Here is a 13,142-nt window from a genome sequence, read left to right as displayed (position 1 = left end):
TGTGCGCCCAACAGGACGCACGGCGCTTTAATCGTCCCAGTCCGGCGCCAGATGGCCGGGATTGACGATGCGTCCATCCTTCTTTGCCAACGCGAAGATCGCCTTCATCTCCTCGTCGGACAGGTCGAAGTCGAAGATATCGAAGTTCTCGGGAAGGCGGCTCTCCGTCGCCGTCTTGGACAAGGCGATCACGTCCGGCTGCTGCACGGCCCAGCGAAGCGCGACCTGGGCAGCGGTCTTGCCGTGCTTGGCGCCGATATCACGAAGCACCTCATCCTTCGGCACTTTGCCATCTGCCATCAGATAGTAGGCGGTGATCGAAATGCCGTGCTTGCGGGCAGCCTCGATCACCTTCGTCTGGTCGAGATAGGGGTGGTACTCGATCTGGTTGTTGGCAATCGGAGCGTCGGAGAGTCGGACCGATTCATCCATCAGCGCCACGTTGAAGTTGGAGATGCCGATGTTGCGCACCTTGCCCGCCTTGTGCAGTTCGTTCAGCGCGCCAATCCGCTCCGCCAGCGGCACATCGCTTTTCGGCCAGTGCAGAAGAAGCAGATCGACATAGTCCGTCTTCAGCTTCGTCAGGCTCTCATCCACGGAGCGGATGAAGTCATCATGCTTGTACTGATCGACCCACACCTTGGTGGTGAGAAAGATGTCGCCGCGCGAGACGCCGGACTTTGCGATAGCATCGCCGACTGCCGCCTCGTTCTTATAGACCTGCGCCGTGTCCACATGGCGGAACCCCAGCTTCAGAGCCTGCGGCAGAATGCGGTGGACGTCCTCTTCCGGCATGCGGAATGTACCGAAGCCGAGAGCAGGAATGTTTGCGCCATTGGCGTTGATTGTTTGCATCGTGTTTGTCTCCATTGCGGATGATAGCCCCGCCAGTCCGCGGGGCAGAAGGGTCCTCACCCTAAGTGCTGAGGACGTGATTTGGTTCACACGGTCTGGGCAAGATCTGCCTGGCGGCGGTCGAGACTGCTGCTCACCAGTGTCAGAACCAGTGCTCCCGAAACCAGCAGCGCCCCGACCCATGGTGTTGCGCCAAGACCGAGCGGCGATGCGACGACCAGGCCGCCAATCCAGGCGCCGACGGCGATGCCAAGATTGAAGGCGGCGATGTTGAGCGCCGAGGCGACATCGACCGCGTTCGGCCTGAAGCGCTTTGCAAGTTGCACCACGTAAAGCTGGAGGCCTGGCACATTGGCGAAAGACAGAAAACCGAGTGCAACGAGCGTTACCAGAGCAGCCGGGGCGGACGGAGCGGTGAAGGTGAAGATCACCAGAACGAGCGCCTGAAGCCCGAAAAGCCAACCGAGAGCCTTTGCTGGATTACTGTCTGCAATCCGCCCTCCGGCGAGATTGCCGGCGGCGATCGCTAGACCATAGAGAACCAGAACAAGGCTGACGGTGCTTTCAGCAAAGCCGGTGAGATCCTGCAGGATCGAGGCAAGAAAGGTGAAGGTCACGAAGGTGCCACCATAACCGAGTGCCGTCATGCCAAAGGCCAGCAGAAGGCGGCCGGAACCAAGAACACGAACCTGCTCCATGAGACCGGCGGCCGGCGCCTTTTGAAGCGTCGCTGGCAGCAGTGCTGCAATGCCGATGAAGGCAACGACGCCGAGTGCGGCGACAGCGAAGAAGGTGGCGCGCCAGCCGAAAATCTGACCGATGAGCGTGCCGAGCGGAACGCCGGTGACGATGGCAACCGTCAGTCCCATGAACATCATGGCAATGGCCGAAGCTCTGCGATCCTCTGCCACCAGACCCGCGGCAATGGTTGCGCCGACTGAGAAGAACACGCCGTGAGCAAAGGCGGAAATAACCCGCGCGACCAGCAGCATCTCGTAACTGGGGCTGAGCGCTGCGGCGCTATTGCCGAGGATGAAGAGACCCATCAGGCCGAGCAGGAGCGGCTTGCGCTCGATGCGGCCGGTTAGTGCGGTAAGGATGGGCGCACCAAAGGTAACACCGAGTGCGTAGACGGACACAATGAGGCCGGCAAGCGGCAGCGTGATGTGAAGATCGTTGGCGACGGTGGGCAGAAGACCCACGATGACGAATTCCGTGGTGCCGATTGCATAGGCTGCAATCGTCAAGGCAAAGAGAGCAAGGGGCATGGTTGTGCCTTTCCGGCCAATCTGGTGGCCGTCCCGTAGATGTTGATGTGTCGAACCTGAATATCGGCACCGGGCACTTGTTTGATAATCCCGATTAATCGATAATCATCTTTGAATTGAAGTCATAGGTGAGGTCATGGACAATCGCGCCGGTGAAATGGAAGTCTTCGTTCTGGCCGCCGAGTTGAAAAGCTTTTCCGCGGCAGGACGACGCTTGAAGCTGTCGCCCTCCGCTGTCAGCAAGCTTGTCTCGAGAGTGGAGGAGAGGCTTGGTACGCGGCTGCTGGTGCGCTCGACGCGAACACTGGAACTCACGCCCGAAGGTGACATCTATCTTCGTCGCGCCCGCCGTATTCTCAAAGAGATCGACGAGACGGAAGAACTGGTTGCCGGCGGTCGGGAGGAGGCGAGGGGGTTGCTTCGCGTCAACTCCTCAGTCGGTTTTGGCGAGCGGTGCATCCTGCCTCTGCTGGGGGAGTTCGCCGAACGTCATCCCAAGGTGCGGCTCGATCTGACACTGACGGACGGCGTGATCGACCTCATTGGGGAGCGTACCGATATCGCAATCCGCGTCGGACCGATGCGGGATTCCTCACTGATGGCGAGGCGCCTGTTTTCCAGCAGGCGTGTCATCGTCGCCTCGCCTGACTACCTGAAGAAGTATGGAACGCCGAAGACTCCGGAAGACCTCGACCAGCACAACTGCATCGGCTTCAACTTCCGGCGAAGCCTCGACGAATGGCCGTTTCGCGATCCCGGTTCCGATAGCGCCTATATCAAGGCCATCACCGGCAACATTCAGGTATCGAGCGGTTCGATCAAACGGCAACTCTGCCTGTTGGGCGTCGGCATCGGTCGGATTGGGGAATTTCATGTGCGCCCCGATATCGAGGCGGGCCAGCTTGTCCCGATCCTGGAGTATTATAACGGCGGCGACACAGAACTCGTCCACGCGGTTTACGCCGGACACGAGCATCTGGCTGCCCGCATCCGCGCCTTTATCGATTTCCTCGTTGAAAGAATCGAACCGAGTTGATCAGCTCGACAGGCGAGGAGAGGAAACCACCCGCTTGAACAGTGCCGACATGGCATCGCTGATGCCTTGCGTCGGGCTCACCTCGAAGAACAGCCCTTGGGAAGCGCAATCTTGCATACGGGTGGAGATTTCAGACTGGAAGGGGCGGATCCAGTCATTATACCAACCGTTTGTCGGAAGTGGCAGATAAGTCGTATAAAGGACGGCGATACGGTAGCCCTGGCTCTTCAAGGCGGTACACAGCCGGGTGTCAATCGGCTCCTGACAGCGGCCATTCGTGGTTTTTTTGGTACAGCTTGTCGGTTTGTAGCTGTCGCCAACACCATCGGATACGAAATAGAGAACCTTTTCCGGCGTGGCGGAGCTGTTGCCGTTCCCCTGCGGGCCCATTTTCAAGGCGATCTGCGTCAAGGCGCGGTCGATATCCGTCTGCTGGTCGTTATCGTAGCCTTGATACGGAATGGACATGAGGTCGATCTTGTTCGACCTGTTTTTTACGTCGGAGAGATTGGACGTGAGTGGTACAACTTCGAGAAGTTTTGTGTCCTCGGCTTTTTCACCAAAGGTATAGACTGCCATTCTAAATTGGTCTGAGACGGTCTGGGTGCCCGCTGCAGTGTCCATGAGGGAGGCCGTTGCTTTCCCCACCACATTGATGCGCGTGGTCACTTTCAGTTTTTTCGCAAGCTCGTAGTAACTATTTTTGCCACTCTGAACATCGTGACACGCGAAGGCACATTGATCGCGTGTATTCGCCACCATGGTTGCGACATCCTGGGGCGTTGCACCCACACCCATGGATGGTGTGTTATCCAGCAACAAATAGAAGTTCATATACTTCTCTGTTTGATATCGACCCGTGGATTTAATGCTTACGGTAAAGAAGTCCTTACCCAAAATCGCTGAGAGCGTGGTATTGACCGTGGCCTTCAATTCCAAGGACGATTCAACGATATTCCCGGTCTTCTTGACAAGCAGGGTGGCGTTCTCGATCTCGAAGTCGTTTTTCTTGCTGTCCCCCTTCTTGCCGAAATCCACGCCGGAATGACCAGGAACGGTGATGGGGCCATCTCCGCTCATCTTGCGCGCCTCCGCAACATATGGCGAATCTTTGGAGACGGCGCCGAGTGCGGTGGCGTCCGCCGTCTGCTGCAGATCTTCCTTGACGGCGAGCGCCTGGCTGAAGTCTAAGGCCAGGCCTGCCGCTCCAAACAGCGGTACGGCCAGGAGTGCAGTCAGAATGGCAAAATTGCCGCCTTTATCTCGCCAAAAATTAAGCATTGGTGCCTCTGAAAAATCTTATGAAGCTTTGTCGCGACCTGATATCGAGAATAGATGGCTTAAAATGAATAATAACAGGTGGATTTAATCGCTAAGGTTTTACGCAACACGTATAAATAGATGATTAAAACTCATAGGGCGGGCCTATTGCCTGGGGAAATGCATGTCACGCGCGCAACGCCTGCTTGATTTGCTTCAATTGTTACGAAGCTATCGCAATCCGGTGGGTGGCGCAGAATTGGCGGCCGCGACAGGTGTCAGTCTGCGTACGCTCTACCGCGACATCGGGACCCTCCAGGCGCAAGGCGCCAATATAGAAGGCGAGGCCGGCGTCGGCTACGTGCTGCGACCGGGTTATCTTCTGCCGCCTCTAATGTTTTCCGAAGCGGAAATCGAGGCTTTGGTTCTTGGCTCCCGCTGGGTGGCGGGCAGGGCGGATGGCGCGTTGGCGGATGCCGCGCGCGCCGGGCTTGCGAAGATCGCCGCGGTTCTGCCAAAGACGCTGGCGGAGGAACTGGACAATTCCACACTTCTTGTGGGACCCGGAAAGGTGATCGATATGCCGCATATCGATCTTAGCAATATTCGCAGTGCCATTAGAAGTCAGGCAAAAATCGAGATCGACTATGCCGACGAGCGCGGGCGCGACACTCGCCGGATTGTGTGGCCCTTTGCGCTGGCGTTTTTCGATCAGGTTCGTGTGCTGCTGGCATGGTGTGAGTTGAGACAGGACTACCGCAGCTTTCGCGCCGATCGCATTTCTTGCTTCACGCTTCTGGACGCGCGCTATCCCAAACGCCGCGAAGTCCTGCTGAAAGGTTGGCGGCAGATGATGAAGGCACGCCAGGAGACTACTGACAGAAACTGACACTGCGCCTGGCTAAGGTCTCCTCATCAACAAAAGGAGACCAACATGAACCACCCGAACTTCGTCATTCTCTTTGTCAACGACCCGCGCCATAGCGCTGCATTCTATGGCGATTTGCTCGGCGCAGAGCCTGTCGAACTCTCCGACACCTTCGCTCTGTTCAATTTGCAAAGCGGCATGCGCCTTGGTCTCTGGTCCCGCCACACCGTTCAGCCGCCACTGTCTTCCGACGGCAACGCTGCCGAAATCACCTTCATCAAAGAGACGGACAGTGAGGTCGATGCCTGCCATCGCACGTGGACCGACAAGGGCCTACCGATCTTGCAGGAGCCAACCGTCATGGACTTCGGCCGCACATTCCTTGCGGCAGATCCGGATGGTTACCGGCTGCGTGTCTACGCCTTTCACGGCTGACGTCTCACTGTGTTGACCGGACAGGCATCAAGCCATGTCTGTCCGGTCACGCTCAGCCGCGCACTGCGACGATAAACAGTCGTGGGAATCGCAAAAGGCGCCGTCCATCCGCAAGTCGCGGATAGGCGGCGTCGATACGCTGTCGGTAATCCTCCAGAAACGCCTCTTGATGTTCAGCGCCAGCAACTGCCAGATAAGGACGAAGACCGGTGCCTTTCACCCACTCCACGATAGCCCCGGCATCCGCCATGGGGTGATTGTAAATGCTGTGCCAGACATCAACGCGGAGCGCTTTCGGCGACAGGCGATCGATGTAGTCAGCGGGGGAAGGCAGCGGCTTGCGACGCAGTTGTCGCCCTTCGAAGTTCTGACGCCATGGACCGGAGCGGCTCGTTTCCTCCATCAACAAGTGACCCGGCTCATTGAGGTTGTCCGGCATCTGGATAGCAAGGACGCCACCGGGGGTCAGATGGTCCATCAGCCTGTCGAGAAGGTCGATGTGGTTCGGCAACCATTGGAATACCGCATTGGCATATAACAGATCGGCAGGCGCATCCGGTAGCCAGGATGACAGATCGGCCTGCACGAATTCGGTCGTCGGCAACCTGAGTGCGGCTTCTTCCAGCATATTCTCATCGCTATCGACGCCGGTAATGACGTTGACACCATAGCGCTCCGTCAAAAGCTCGGTGGAGTTTCCGGGGCCACAGCCAAGGTCGAAGCCCTTCATGACCCGCTCCAGTGGGACCTGTGCCAGAAGGTCACGCGCTGGCCGCGTCCGCTCGTCCTCGAATTTCAGATATTGCTGTGCCGACCATGCCATTTCAGGCCTCCCTGCGCTTATGTCTTATTGAAGATGCCACAGCGTCCTCACGACTGCCAGATCACCTCGATTGGCGTAGCAACGCGGGGACCATATTCTTGGCTGCACGCAATAAATGCGCTTTTCACGGCAATCCTCGGGCAATATTCCTTCCTTTTGATCGTCGCGGGGAATTTCATCTTGACCTCATGGCCGAGCGGGCATTCATTCCGCTGCATTCAAGAAGGAGAATGCCATGTCCGTCGATACCGCACCCCGTTCCACAACCTGGACCTACGTCGATGGTCAATGGCTTCCCGGCAATCCTCCCTTGATCGGCCCCACCTCCCACGCCATGTGGCTCGCGTCGACCGTCTTCGATGGCGCACGCTGGTTCGATGGCCTGGCACCCGATCTCGATCTGCACTGCCAGCGCGTCAACCGCTCTGCCGTCAACATGGGCATGAAGCCGACCATGACGCCTGAGGAGATCGAGCAACTGGCGCTGGAAGGCGTGAAGAAGTTCGATGGCAATATGGCGATCTACATCAAGCCGATGTACTGGGCCGAGCATGGCATGCGTGGCTCCGTCGTCGCTCCGGACGCGGAGTCCACCCGCTTCGCGCTTTGCCTGTTCGAGGCACCGATGGATGCTGGCGTGCCACTGACGCTGACCGTCTCGCCGCTGCGCCGTCCATCGCCGGAAACGGCCATGACCGATGCCAAGGCTGGTAGCCTCTATCCCAATAGCGGTCGTGCCATCATTGAAGCCCGCTCGCGCGGCTTCGACAACGCGCTGATGCGCGACATGAACGGCAATGTGGCCGAGTCCGCATCCTCCAATGTCTTCATGGTCAAGGATGGCATCGTCTATACGCCGATGCCGAACCGCACCTTTCTGGCAGGCATTACCCGCTCTCGCGTCATGATGTTGCTGCGCCAGGCTGGTTTCGATGTGCGTGAGGCAACGCTCTCCGTCGAAGACTTCCGCAACGCCGACGAAATCTTCTGCTCCGGGAACTATTCCAAGGTTTCCCCAGTCATCAAGCTTGACGAACGCGAACTCCAGGCCGGCCCTGTGGCGCGCAAGGCGCTGGACCTTTACATGGACTGGGCCAAATCGACGGTGTCGGCTGAGTAAAAAGACGACATTGGAACTCCTTGTGGATGTCGCATGATTACGGTGTCCCAGGGAGTTCTATTCGCTCTTGATCTGCACCAACTCATGACGCGCCACCTCTATCACCGCATCCGTCAGCGACTTTAGCCGATCCGCAGCCAGCCGGTTGACCTGCCAGAACAGCGGGACGTCGAACGGCGTTCTCGCCACAAGCTCCACCAATCGCCCCTCCGCCAGATGATTGCGCACCAGAAGTGCCGGGTTCATGCCCCAACCCATGCCAAGCAGCGCGGCATCCACAAAGCTTTGGGTAGATGGTAGCCAGTGGGTCGGGTGGACGATGGACGCGCCGAAAACCTGGCTGATCCATTGCTGCTGGAGCCGGTCTTTCTGGTTGAAGGTGAGGGCAGGAGCTTGTGCAAGTTCGGTTTCCGTCACGCCCTTGGGAAAGTATCGGTCGATAAAAGCGGGGCTTGCTGTTGCGTGGTAGCGCAGAAAGCCGAGCGGCGTGACACGGCAGCCCTGAACCGGCTTTTCAAGACTGGTCACCGCCGCGAGGACGCGTCCGCGCTGCAGCCATTCCGCCGTGTGATCCTGGTCATCCACCGCCACATTCAGGAGAAAGCCCGACTGATGTGTGAAAGCGGAAACTGCCTTTAGGAACCATGTGCCGAGACTGTCGGCATTAGTGGCGATGTGCAGCGTCACGCGGCTGCTGACTTCGTCGGAAGACAGAAGAGCGGGAAGCTGGCTGAAAAGCTCAGACTCCAGCATGCCCACATGCTCCATATGGCGGCAGACCCATTCGCCTTTTTCCGTCGCCGTACAGGGATTGCCACGCAGGATGAGAACGGCGCCCAGCCGTTCCTCGAGTTGTTTGACCCTTTGGGAGATGGCCGATGGCGTGACGTGTAGCGCCAGTGCCGCCTTTTCAAAACTGCCGGTCTGCACCACCATAGCCACCGCGCGAAGCCCTGCGTAATCCATAGAGTTAGCCCTGCTTAATCGAGGTAAGTATCTTTAACTGGATTAAACCATTGCCGCCACCTATTCGATGCGAGGACTTAAGGGGCATCGTATGGAATTTTCGGTATATCTCACAGGCTTCACCATGGGGCTGACGCTTATCATGGCCATCGGTGCGCAAAATGCGTTCGTATTACGCCAGGGCCTTCGCGGTGATCATGTCTTCGCCGTTTGCCTGGCCTGCGCGCTTTCGGATGCGATCCTGATCACCATCGGCGTGACAGCGTTCCGGCAGATCGCCACGGTCATGCCGGCAATCGAGCCCGCCATGCGCTATGCGGGGGCCGCGTTTTTGGTGTGGTATGGCGCAAAGAGCCTGCAATCGGCACTTCGGTCCTCAGAGACCTTGGCCGCTGCATCCGGCACGGTCACGTCCTTTGCTCCCACACTTCTTACCTGTCTGGCGCTGACATGGCTGAACCCGCATGTCTATCTCGACACCGTCGTTTTGATCGGCACGATCTCGATCCAGTTTCCAGGCAAGGAAGCGGTCTTCGGCGCAGGTGCCGCCACGGCGTCATGTGTCTTCTTCTTCTCGCTCGGCTATGGCGCCCGCTGGCTGCGCCCCCTCTTCGCCAATCCGGCAGCGTGGCGCATCCTGGAAGGCGTCATTGCGCTTGTCATGTGGCTGATCGCGCTCACGCTTCTGACGGGCGGCTAAGGGCAGCGACAAGTGCGCGCAGCGGCGCCGTCATGTGCTTGTCGCGCCTCATTGCCAGCACGAGATGACGTTCCAGTTTCGGCATGAGCGAGCGCGGTTGCAGCCCTTTCGAAGCCGCGTCATGGACGGCCATGGCAGGTACGATGGCGACGCCGAGGCCTGACTCCACCAATGTCTTCAGCGCCTCCACGCTGCCAAGCTCCATGACGGGCTGGACTCGTCTGCTGCTGTCTTTCAGCCACCCGTCAACAAGCTTTCGGGTATTGCCACCCTGATAGAGAAGCAAGGGCTGGCCGCAGAGATAATCGGCGTCAATGTTTTCTGGGATGGCAGACACGTCCGGTGCGAAAACCGCGACCAGTTCTTCGCGATGAAGTTCGCGCAGATCGAGGCTGCGACCGGTGACGGGAAACGTGACGATCGCTGCATCGATCTCGTTATTTTCCAGGAGGCGGACGATATCCGGCGTGTTGCCGGTCTCCACACGAATTTCGATACCGGGCATGAGCCGACGGATTTCTCGCAATATCGTCGGCAGAAAGTAGATGAGGGCTGTCGCACCGGTACCGATGCGCAAGCGTCCGCTCTGGCCGCTTCGATGCGGCGCGACGGTCTCAATGGCCTGAGACACTTCGTCGGCAATGCGCCGTGCATGCACCAGAAGATCGCGTCCTGCCGACGTCGGTTGCGCCCGTCTCCCTACGCGCTCGATGAGCCGAACGCCAAGCTGCTTTTCAAGCAACCGAATGTGGAGGCTGATGGCAGGCTGTGTCAGCCCAACCTTCTCGGCCGCGGCGGAGAAACTACCGAGATCCGCGACATCGATGAAGCTCTTCAACTGTCGGAGGTCGAAATCCATATCAAAGAAACCCTTATGCTCTGCATAAGATCTATAATCTTTATTTTGATATGTCTCTGGTGCAGATTGCAGCGACGCCATACGCTTCAGGACTTTCTGCAATGACCTCCGCCACAAAAACCGCCATGATCATCCGCCCCTGCGAAGAGGGGGATATCCCTGCGATCGTTGAAATCTACCGTGACGCCGTTCTCTATGGCAGCGCCAGCTTCGAAATCGAGCCGCCGACGGCCGATGCTATGCGGGAGCGCTGGAGAACGCTCCTTGCCGGCGGCTTCCCCTATATCGTCGCGGAAATGGAAGGCGCGGTTGTCGGCTACGCCTATGCCGGACCCCATCGTGCCCGCCCGGCCTATGGAGCAACGGTGGAAGACTCCATCTATGTCGATCCGAACAGAAAGGGCTTGGGGATCGGCAAGACCCTGCTGCTTGCACTGATCGAAGAGGCGGCGGCAAGGGGTTTTCGCCAGATGGTGGCGGTTGTCGGCGATTCCGAGAACGCCGCTTCTATCGGCGTTCACCGCGCCACTGGGTTCGAGATGGTGGGAACCCTGAAATCCGTCGGCTGGAAGCACGGCCACTGGCTGGACATCGTTCTCATGCAGCGACCATTGGGCGAGGCGGACAGAACGCCTAGAGTGTAAATCTAAAGTTCTATCCAATGATCGCCATTGCTTACGTGCTTTACGTAAGCAGCGCTCCGCTTCTTGAATTCACTCTGTTCGTTAGACGAGCGAAAAGTCTTGAACAGGCTGTCAGGGCTTGGTGGAGCCAGGAAGCTCGACCTTGACGGAATCGGCCGACAATTCGCTGCCGAGCTCCACGGCCTTGGTCTTCTTGTCGTAAACGCAGATGTGACTAACGGTTGCATCTGCTCCTTTCGCCTTTCCGGTCAGGATCGCCAAGCCGTAGTTCTCGCTTCCTGTCGGATCGACGACGGCCTTCGCGTCATCCATCAGCCTTGCCCCCGCATCGAGGCATTTTGCCTGCACGTCGGCGACGAACGCTTCCCAAGCATTATCGGACGATGCGGCTGCGGGGAGCGCCACAAGGGATGCCATGATCAAAACCAAAGCCTGTCGTTTCACTGCCATGTCCTTTCGATAGTCTCTCATAGGATCAGCCGAACGGATCGCTCGGAATCGGTACGGCAAACTGGGTCGCAATCATGTTTTTGAAGAGGCGTGAGAGGAATTTTCTCTTTTGCTGGAACATTTTGACAATTCACAGGTTGCCTGAATTGACGGCTGATCCTATGGTCCGCGCACAAGGTTTCGAGGAGCGGCCCAGCCGCTGCAACAAGGAGTAAAACCATGGCCTTTGAACTTCCCGAACTCCCATACGACTACGACGCGCTTGCGCCTTACATGTCGCGCGAAACGCTGGAGTTTCACCACGACAAGCACCACAAGGCCTATGTGGACAACGGCAACAAGCTGGCTGCAGAAGCCGGTCTTTCCGACCTGTCGCTCGAAGAAGTCGTGAAGAAGTCCTTCGGCACCAATGCTGGTCTCTTCAACAACGCTGCCCAGCATTACAACCACGTCCATTTCTGGAAGTGGATGAAGAAGGACGGCGGCGGCAACAAGCTGCCCGGCAAGCTCGAGCAGGCGATTGCCTCCGATCTCGGCGGTTACGACAAGTTCAAGGCTGACTTCATCGCAGCCGGCACCACGCAGTTCGGCTCCGGCTGGGCCTGGCTTTCGGTCAAGAACGGCAAGCTTGAAATCTCCAAGACCCCGAACGGTGAAAACCCGCTGGTCCATGGCGCAGAGCCGATCCTCGGCGTCGACGTGTGGGAACACTCCTACTACATCGACTATCGCAACCTGCGTCCGAAGTACCTTGAAGCTTTCGTCGATAATCTCATCAACTGGGATTACGTTCTGGAGCGCTACGAAGCCGCTTCCAAGTAATTTTCCGATCGATCGGATAAGCAGCACCCGGCCGTTGCGCCGGGTGTTTTGCTTTGCGGCGTCTTCCGATCCTTGCAGGCGTTGTCACACCTCTGTCATGCGGCGCTTCTAAGCGGTAGCGATCATGACAGCCACATCCACCACACCGCTCTTTTCCTTCGGCATCGTCGCTGACCCGCAATATGCCGACATCCCAGCCCGACCGGAGATGAACCGCTTTTACGCGGAGAGCACGAAAAAGCTGGCGGCTGCGATCGACGCCTTCAACCAGGAGGATCTGGCTTTCGTCGTCACCCTCGGCGACCTGATCGACCGAGGTTGGCAGAGCTTTGACGCGATCCTTGGCTGTTACGATCACCTCAGGCATCGCTCCATTCTGCTACCCGGAAACCACGACTTCGCTGTCGAGCCGGAGCATTTGCCAAAGGTCCACGATCGGCTCGGCATGCCGGCAAGGTGGCATGACTTCAGTCTCGGCGAATTCCGTTTCATCGTGCTGGACGGCAATGATGTCAGCACCTTCGCGCCTCCAACTGGCGATCCGCGCCGCGAGCTTGCCACGGCCCGTCTGGAGGCGCTACGCGAGGCCGGAGACCTGAACGCACAGGACTGGAACGGTTCTTTCAGCAATGAGCAACTGTCCTGGCTGCGGGCAACGCTTGCCAAGGCCGATGCCATGCAGGAGCAGGTCGTCCTCTTTTGCCATTACCCGCTCTATCCGGCGAACGCGCATAATATGTGGGACGCGCCAGAGGTGCTGAAACTGCTGGCCGCCCATCACAGCGTCAGGGCGTGGTTCTGCGGGCACAATCACGATGGCAATTACGGCGTGATCGGCAATACTCATTTCGTCAACGTCAAAGGCATGGTGGACACGCCGGACCAGAACGCCTTTGTCGTGGCCGATGTTTATCCGGACCGCATCGCCCTGCGTGGCTTTGGCCGGGAGCTAAACCGTGTTCTGATGTTTTGACGTCAGGACGGTGTGGTCGCTCCCGTCATTGTCTAAGATTTGTCGGCCCAGTATTGGCAGACT

At 58.1% G+C, this 13,142-nt stretch carries 15 protein-coding genes; 8 read left to right on the top strand and 7 right to left on the bottom strand.

What is annotated here, in order from left to right:
• Positions 1 to 27: 27 nt before the first annotated feature.
• Positions 28 to 855: an aldo/keto reductase gene (locus EYC79_RS09160; RefSeq protein ID WP_130977769.1), complete on the bottom strand. Its 828-nt coding sequence runs from the start codon at positions 853 to 855 to the stop codon at positions 28 to 30.
• Between the two features lie 86 nt (positions 856 to 941).
• On the bottom strand, positions 942 to 2,123 hold the full coding sequence (locus tag EYC79_RS09155; protein WP_130977768.1) for an MFS transporter: 1,182 nt from the start codon (positions 2,121 to 2,123) through the stop codon (positions 942 to 944).
• A 136-nt stretch (positions 2,124 to 2,259) separates the two neighbouring features.
• On the opposite strand from EYC79_RS09155, the gene EYC79_RS09150 reads away from it, so the two are divergent.
• On the top strand, positions 2,260 to 3,159 hold the full coding sequence (locus tag EYC79_RS09150) for a LysR family transcriptional regulator (protein ID WP_130977767.1): 900 nt from the start codon (positions 2,260 to 2,262) through the stop codon (positions 3,157 to 3,159).
• On the opposite strand, the gene EYC79_RS09145 is transcribed toward EYC79_RS09150, so the two are convergent.
• Positions 3,160 to 4,440, bottom strand: a complete 1,281-nt coding sequence (locus tag EYC79_RS09145; RefSeq protein WP_130977766.1) for a TadE/TadG family type IV pilus assembly protein — start codon at positions 4,438 to 4,440, stop codon at positions 3,160 to 3,162.
• A gap of 163 nt (positions 4,441 to 4,603) precedes the next feature.
• Between EYC79_RS09145 and EYC79_RS09140 the strand changes: the two genes are divergently transcribed.
• Together EYC79_RS09140 and EYC79_RS09135 are read left to right on the top strand one after the other, a co-directional pair.
• Positions 4,604 to 5,308 (top strand): helix-turn-helix transcriptional regulator, encoded by a 705-nt coding sequence (locus EYC79_RS09140; protein ID WP_113226728.1) that lies wholly within the window; start codon positions 4,604 to 4,606, stop codon positions 5,306 to 5,308.
• Positions 5,309 to 5,353: 45 nt separating this feature from the next.
• Positions 5,354 to 5,722 carry a VOC family protein gene (locus EYC79_RS09135; protein ID WP_062425808.1) on the top strand — a complete coding sequence of 123 codons (369 nt, stop codon included), beginning with the start codon at positions 5,354 to 5,356 and terminating at the stop codon, positions 5,720 to 5,722.
• Between the two features lie 52 nt (positions 5,723 to 5,774).
• Here EYC79_RS09135 and tam read toward each other — a convergent pair whose 3' ends face one another.
• Entirely contained in the window at positions 5,775 to 6,545 is a 771-nt protein-coding gene (gene tam, locus EYC79_RS09130; protein WP_112952232.1) for a trans-aconitate 2-methyltransferase, read from the bottom strand.
• 235 nt (positions 6,546 to 6,780) lie between these two features.
• On the opposite strand from tam, the gene EYC79_RS09125 reads away from it, so the two are divergent.
• Positions 6,781 to 7,665: a branched-chain amino acid aminotransferase gene (locus EYC79_RS09125; protein WP_112952233.1), complete on the top strand. Its 885-nt coding sequence runs from the start codon at positions 6,781 to 6,783 to the stop codon at positions 7,663 to 7,665.
• Positions 7,666 to 7,722: 57 nt separating this feature from the next.
• Here the strand turns inward: EYC79_RS09125 and EYC79_RS09120 are convergent, their stop codons facing one another.
• On the bottom strand, positions 7,723 to 8,631 hold the full coding sequence (locus tag EYC79_RS09120) for a LysR family transcriptional regulator ArgP (RefSeq protein ID WP_062425805.1): 909 nt from the start codon (positions 8,629 to 8,631) through the stop codon (positions 7,723 to 7,725).
• A 91-nt stretch (positions 8,632 to 8,722) separates the two neighbouring features.
• On the opposite strand from EYC79_RS09120, the gene EYC79_RS09115 reads away from it, so the two are divergent.
• Positions 8,723 to 9,331, top strand: coding sequence for a LysE/ArgO family amino acid transporter (locus EYC79_RS09115; protein WP_130977765.1), 609 nt, complete (start codon positions 8,723 to 8,725; stop codon positions 9,329 to 9,331).
• Here the strand turns inward: EYC79_RS09115 and EYC79_RS09110 are convergent.
• Positions 9,309 to 10,190 carry a LysR family transcriptional regulator gene (locus tag EYC79_RS09110; RefSeq protein ID WP_130977764.1) on the bottom strand — a complete coding sequence of 294 codons (882 nt, stop codon included), beginning with the start codon at positions 10,188 to 10,190 and terminating at the stop codon, positions 9,309 to 9,311. The genes EYC79_RS09115 and EYC79_RS09110 overlap by 23 nt on opposite strands.
• Before the next feature lie 101 nt (positions 10,191 to 10,291).
• Here EYC79_RS09110 and EYC79_RS09105 point away from each other — a divergent pair, with 101 nt between their 5' ends.
• Positions 10,292 to 10,834 carry a GNAT family N-acetyltransferase gene (locus EYC79_RS09105; protein ID WP_130977763.1) on the top strand — a complete coding sequence of 181 codons (543 nt, stop codon included), beginning with the start codon at positions 10,292 to 10,294 and terminating at the stop codon, positions 10,832 to 10,834.
• A 111-nt stretch (positions 10,835 to 10,945) separates the two neighbouring features.
• On the opposite strand, the gene EYC79_RS09100 is transcribed toward EYC79_RS09105, so the two are convergent.
• On the bottom strand, positions 10,946 to 11,284 hold the full coding sequence (locus EYC79_RS09100) for a hypothetical protein (protein ID WP_082447246.1): 339 nt from the start codon (positions 11,282 to 11,284) through the stop codon (positions 10,946 to 10,948).
• Positions 11,285 to 11,503: 219 nt separating this feature from the next.
• On the opposite strand from EYC79_RS09100, the gene EYC79_RS09095 reads away from it, so the two are divergent.
• Positions 11,504 to 12,106: a superoxide dismutase gene (locus EYC79_RS09095; protein ID WP_062425801.1), complete on the top strand. Its 603-nt coding sequence runs from the start codon at positions 11,504 to 11,506 to the stop codon at positions 12,104 to 12,106.
• 124 nt (positions 12,107 to 12,230) lie between these two features.
• The gene (locus EYC79_RS09090; RefSeq protein ID WP_130977762.1) at positions 12,231 to 13,079 is read left to right on the top strand and encodes a metallophosphoesterase; all 849 of its coding nucleotides are present in this window, start codon (positions 12,231 to 12,233) and stop codon (positions 13,077 to 13,079) included.
• Positions 13,080 to 13,142 lie beyond the last annotated feature (63 nt).

It is taken from the genome of Agrobacterium cavarae, assembly GCF_004310285.1.
Classification (GTDB): domain Bacteria; phylum Pseudomonadota; class Alphaproteobacteria; order Rhizobiales; family Rhizobiaceae; genus Agrobacterium; species Agrobacterium cavarae.
This window is presented reverse-complemented; position numbering and strand designations above follow the sequence as displayed.

What these genes read in the sequence shown, in the direction of transcription:
- EYC79_RS09135 (WP_062425808.1), top strand. Translation starts at nt 5,354, where the DNA reads ATGAACCACCCGAACTTCGTCATTCTCTTTGTCAACGACCCGCGCCAT.
- EYC79_RS09155 (WP_130977768.1), bottom strand. Translation starts at nt 2,123, where the DNA reads ATGCCCCTTGCTCTCTTTGCCTTGACGATTGCAGCCTATGCAATCGGC.
- EYC79_RS09160 (WP_130977769.1), bottom strand. Translation starts at nt 855, where the DNA reads ATGCAAACAATCAACGCCAATGGCGCAAACATTCCTGCTCTCGGCTTC.
- EYC79_RS09150 (WP_130977767.1), top strand. Translation starts at nt 2,260, where the DNA reads ATGGACAATCGCGCCGGTGAAATGGAAGTCTTCGTTCTGGCCGCCGAG.
- EYC79_RS09100 (WP_082447246.1), bottom strand. Translation starts at nt 11,284, where the DNA reads ATGGCAGTGAAACGACAGGCTTTGGTTTTGATCATGGCATCCCTTGTG.
- EYC79_RS09120 (WP_062425805.1), bottom strand. Translation starts at nt 8,631, where the DNA reads ATGGATTACGCAGGGCTTCGCGCGGTGGCTATGGTGGTGCAGACCGGC.
- EYC79_RS09105 (WP_130977763.1), top strand. Translation starts at nt 10,292, where the DNA reads ATGACCTCCGCCACAAAAACCGCCATGATCATCCGCCCCTGCGAAGAG.
- EYC79_RS09110 (WP_130977764.1), bottom strand. Translation starts at nt 10,190, where the DNA reads ATGGATTTCGACCTCCGACAGTTGAAGAGCTTCATCGATGTCGCGGAT.
- EYC79_RS09140 (WP_113226728.1), top strand. Translation starts at nt 4,604, where the DNA reads ATGTCACGCGCGCAACGCCTGCTTGATTTGCTTCAATTGTTACGAAGC.
- EYC79_RS09115 (WP_130977765.1), top strand. Translation starts at nt 8,723, where the DNA reads ATGGAATTTTCGGTATATCTCACAGGCTTCACCATGGGGCTGACGCTT.
- EYC79_RS09125 (WP_112952233.1), top strand. Translation starts at nt 6,781, where the DNA reads ATGTCCGTCGATACCGCACCCCGTTCCACAACCTGGACCTACGTCGAT.
- EYC79_RS09095 (WP_062425801.1), top strand. Translation starts at nt 11,504, where the DNA reads ATGGCCTTTGAACTTCCCGAACTCCCATACGACTACGACGCGCTTGCG.
- EYC79_RS09145 (WP_130977766.1), bottom strand. Translation starts at nt 4,440, where the DNA reads ATGCTTAATTTTTGGCGAGATAAAGGCGGCAATTTTGCCATTCTGACT.
- EYC79_RS09090 (WP_130977762.1), top strand. Translation starts at nt 12,231, where the DNA reads ATGACAGCCACATCCACCACACCGCTCTTTTCCTTCGGCATCGTCGCT.
- tam (WP_112952232.1), bottom strand. Translation starts at nt 6,545, where the DNA reads ATGGCATGGTCGGCACAGCAATATCTGAAATTCGAGGACGAGCGGACG.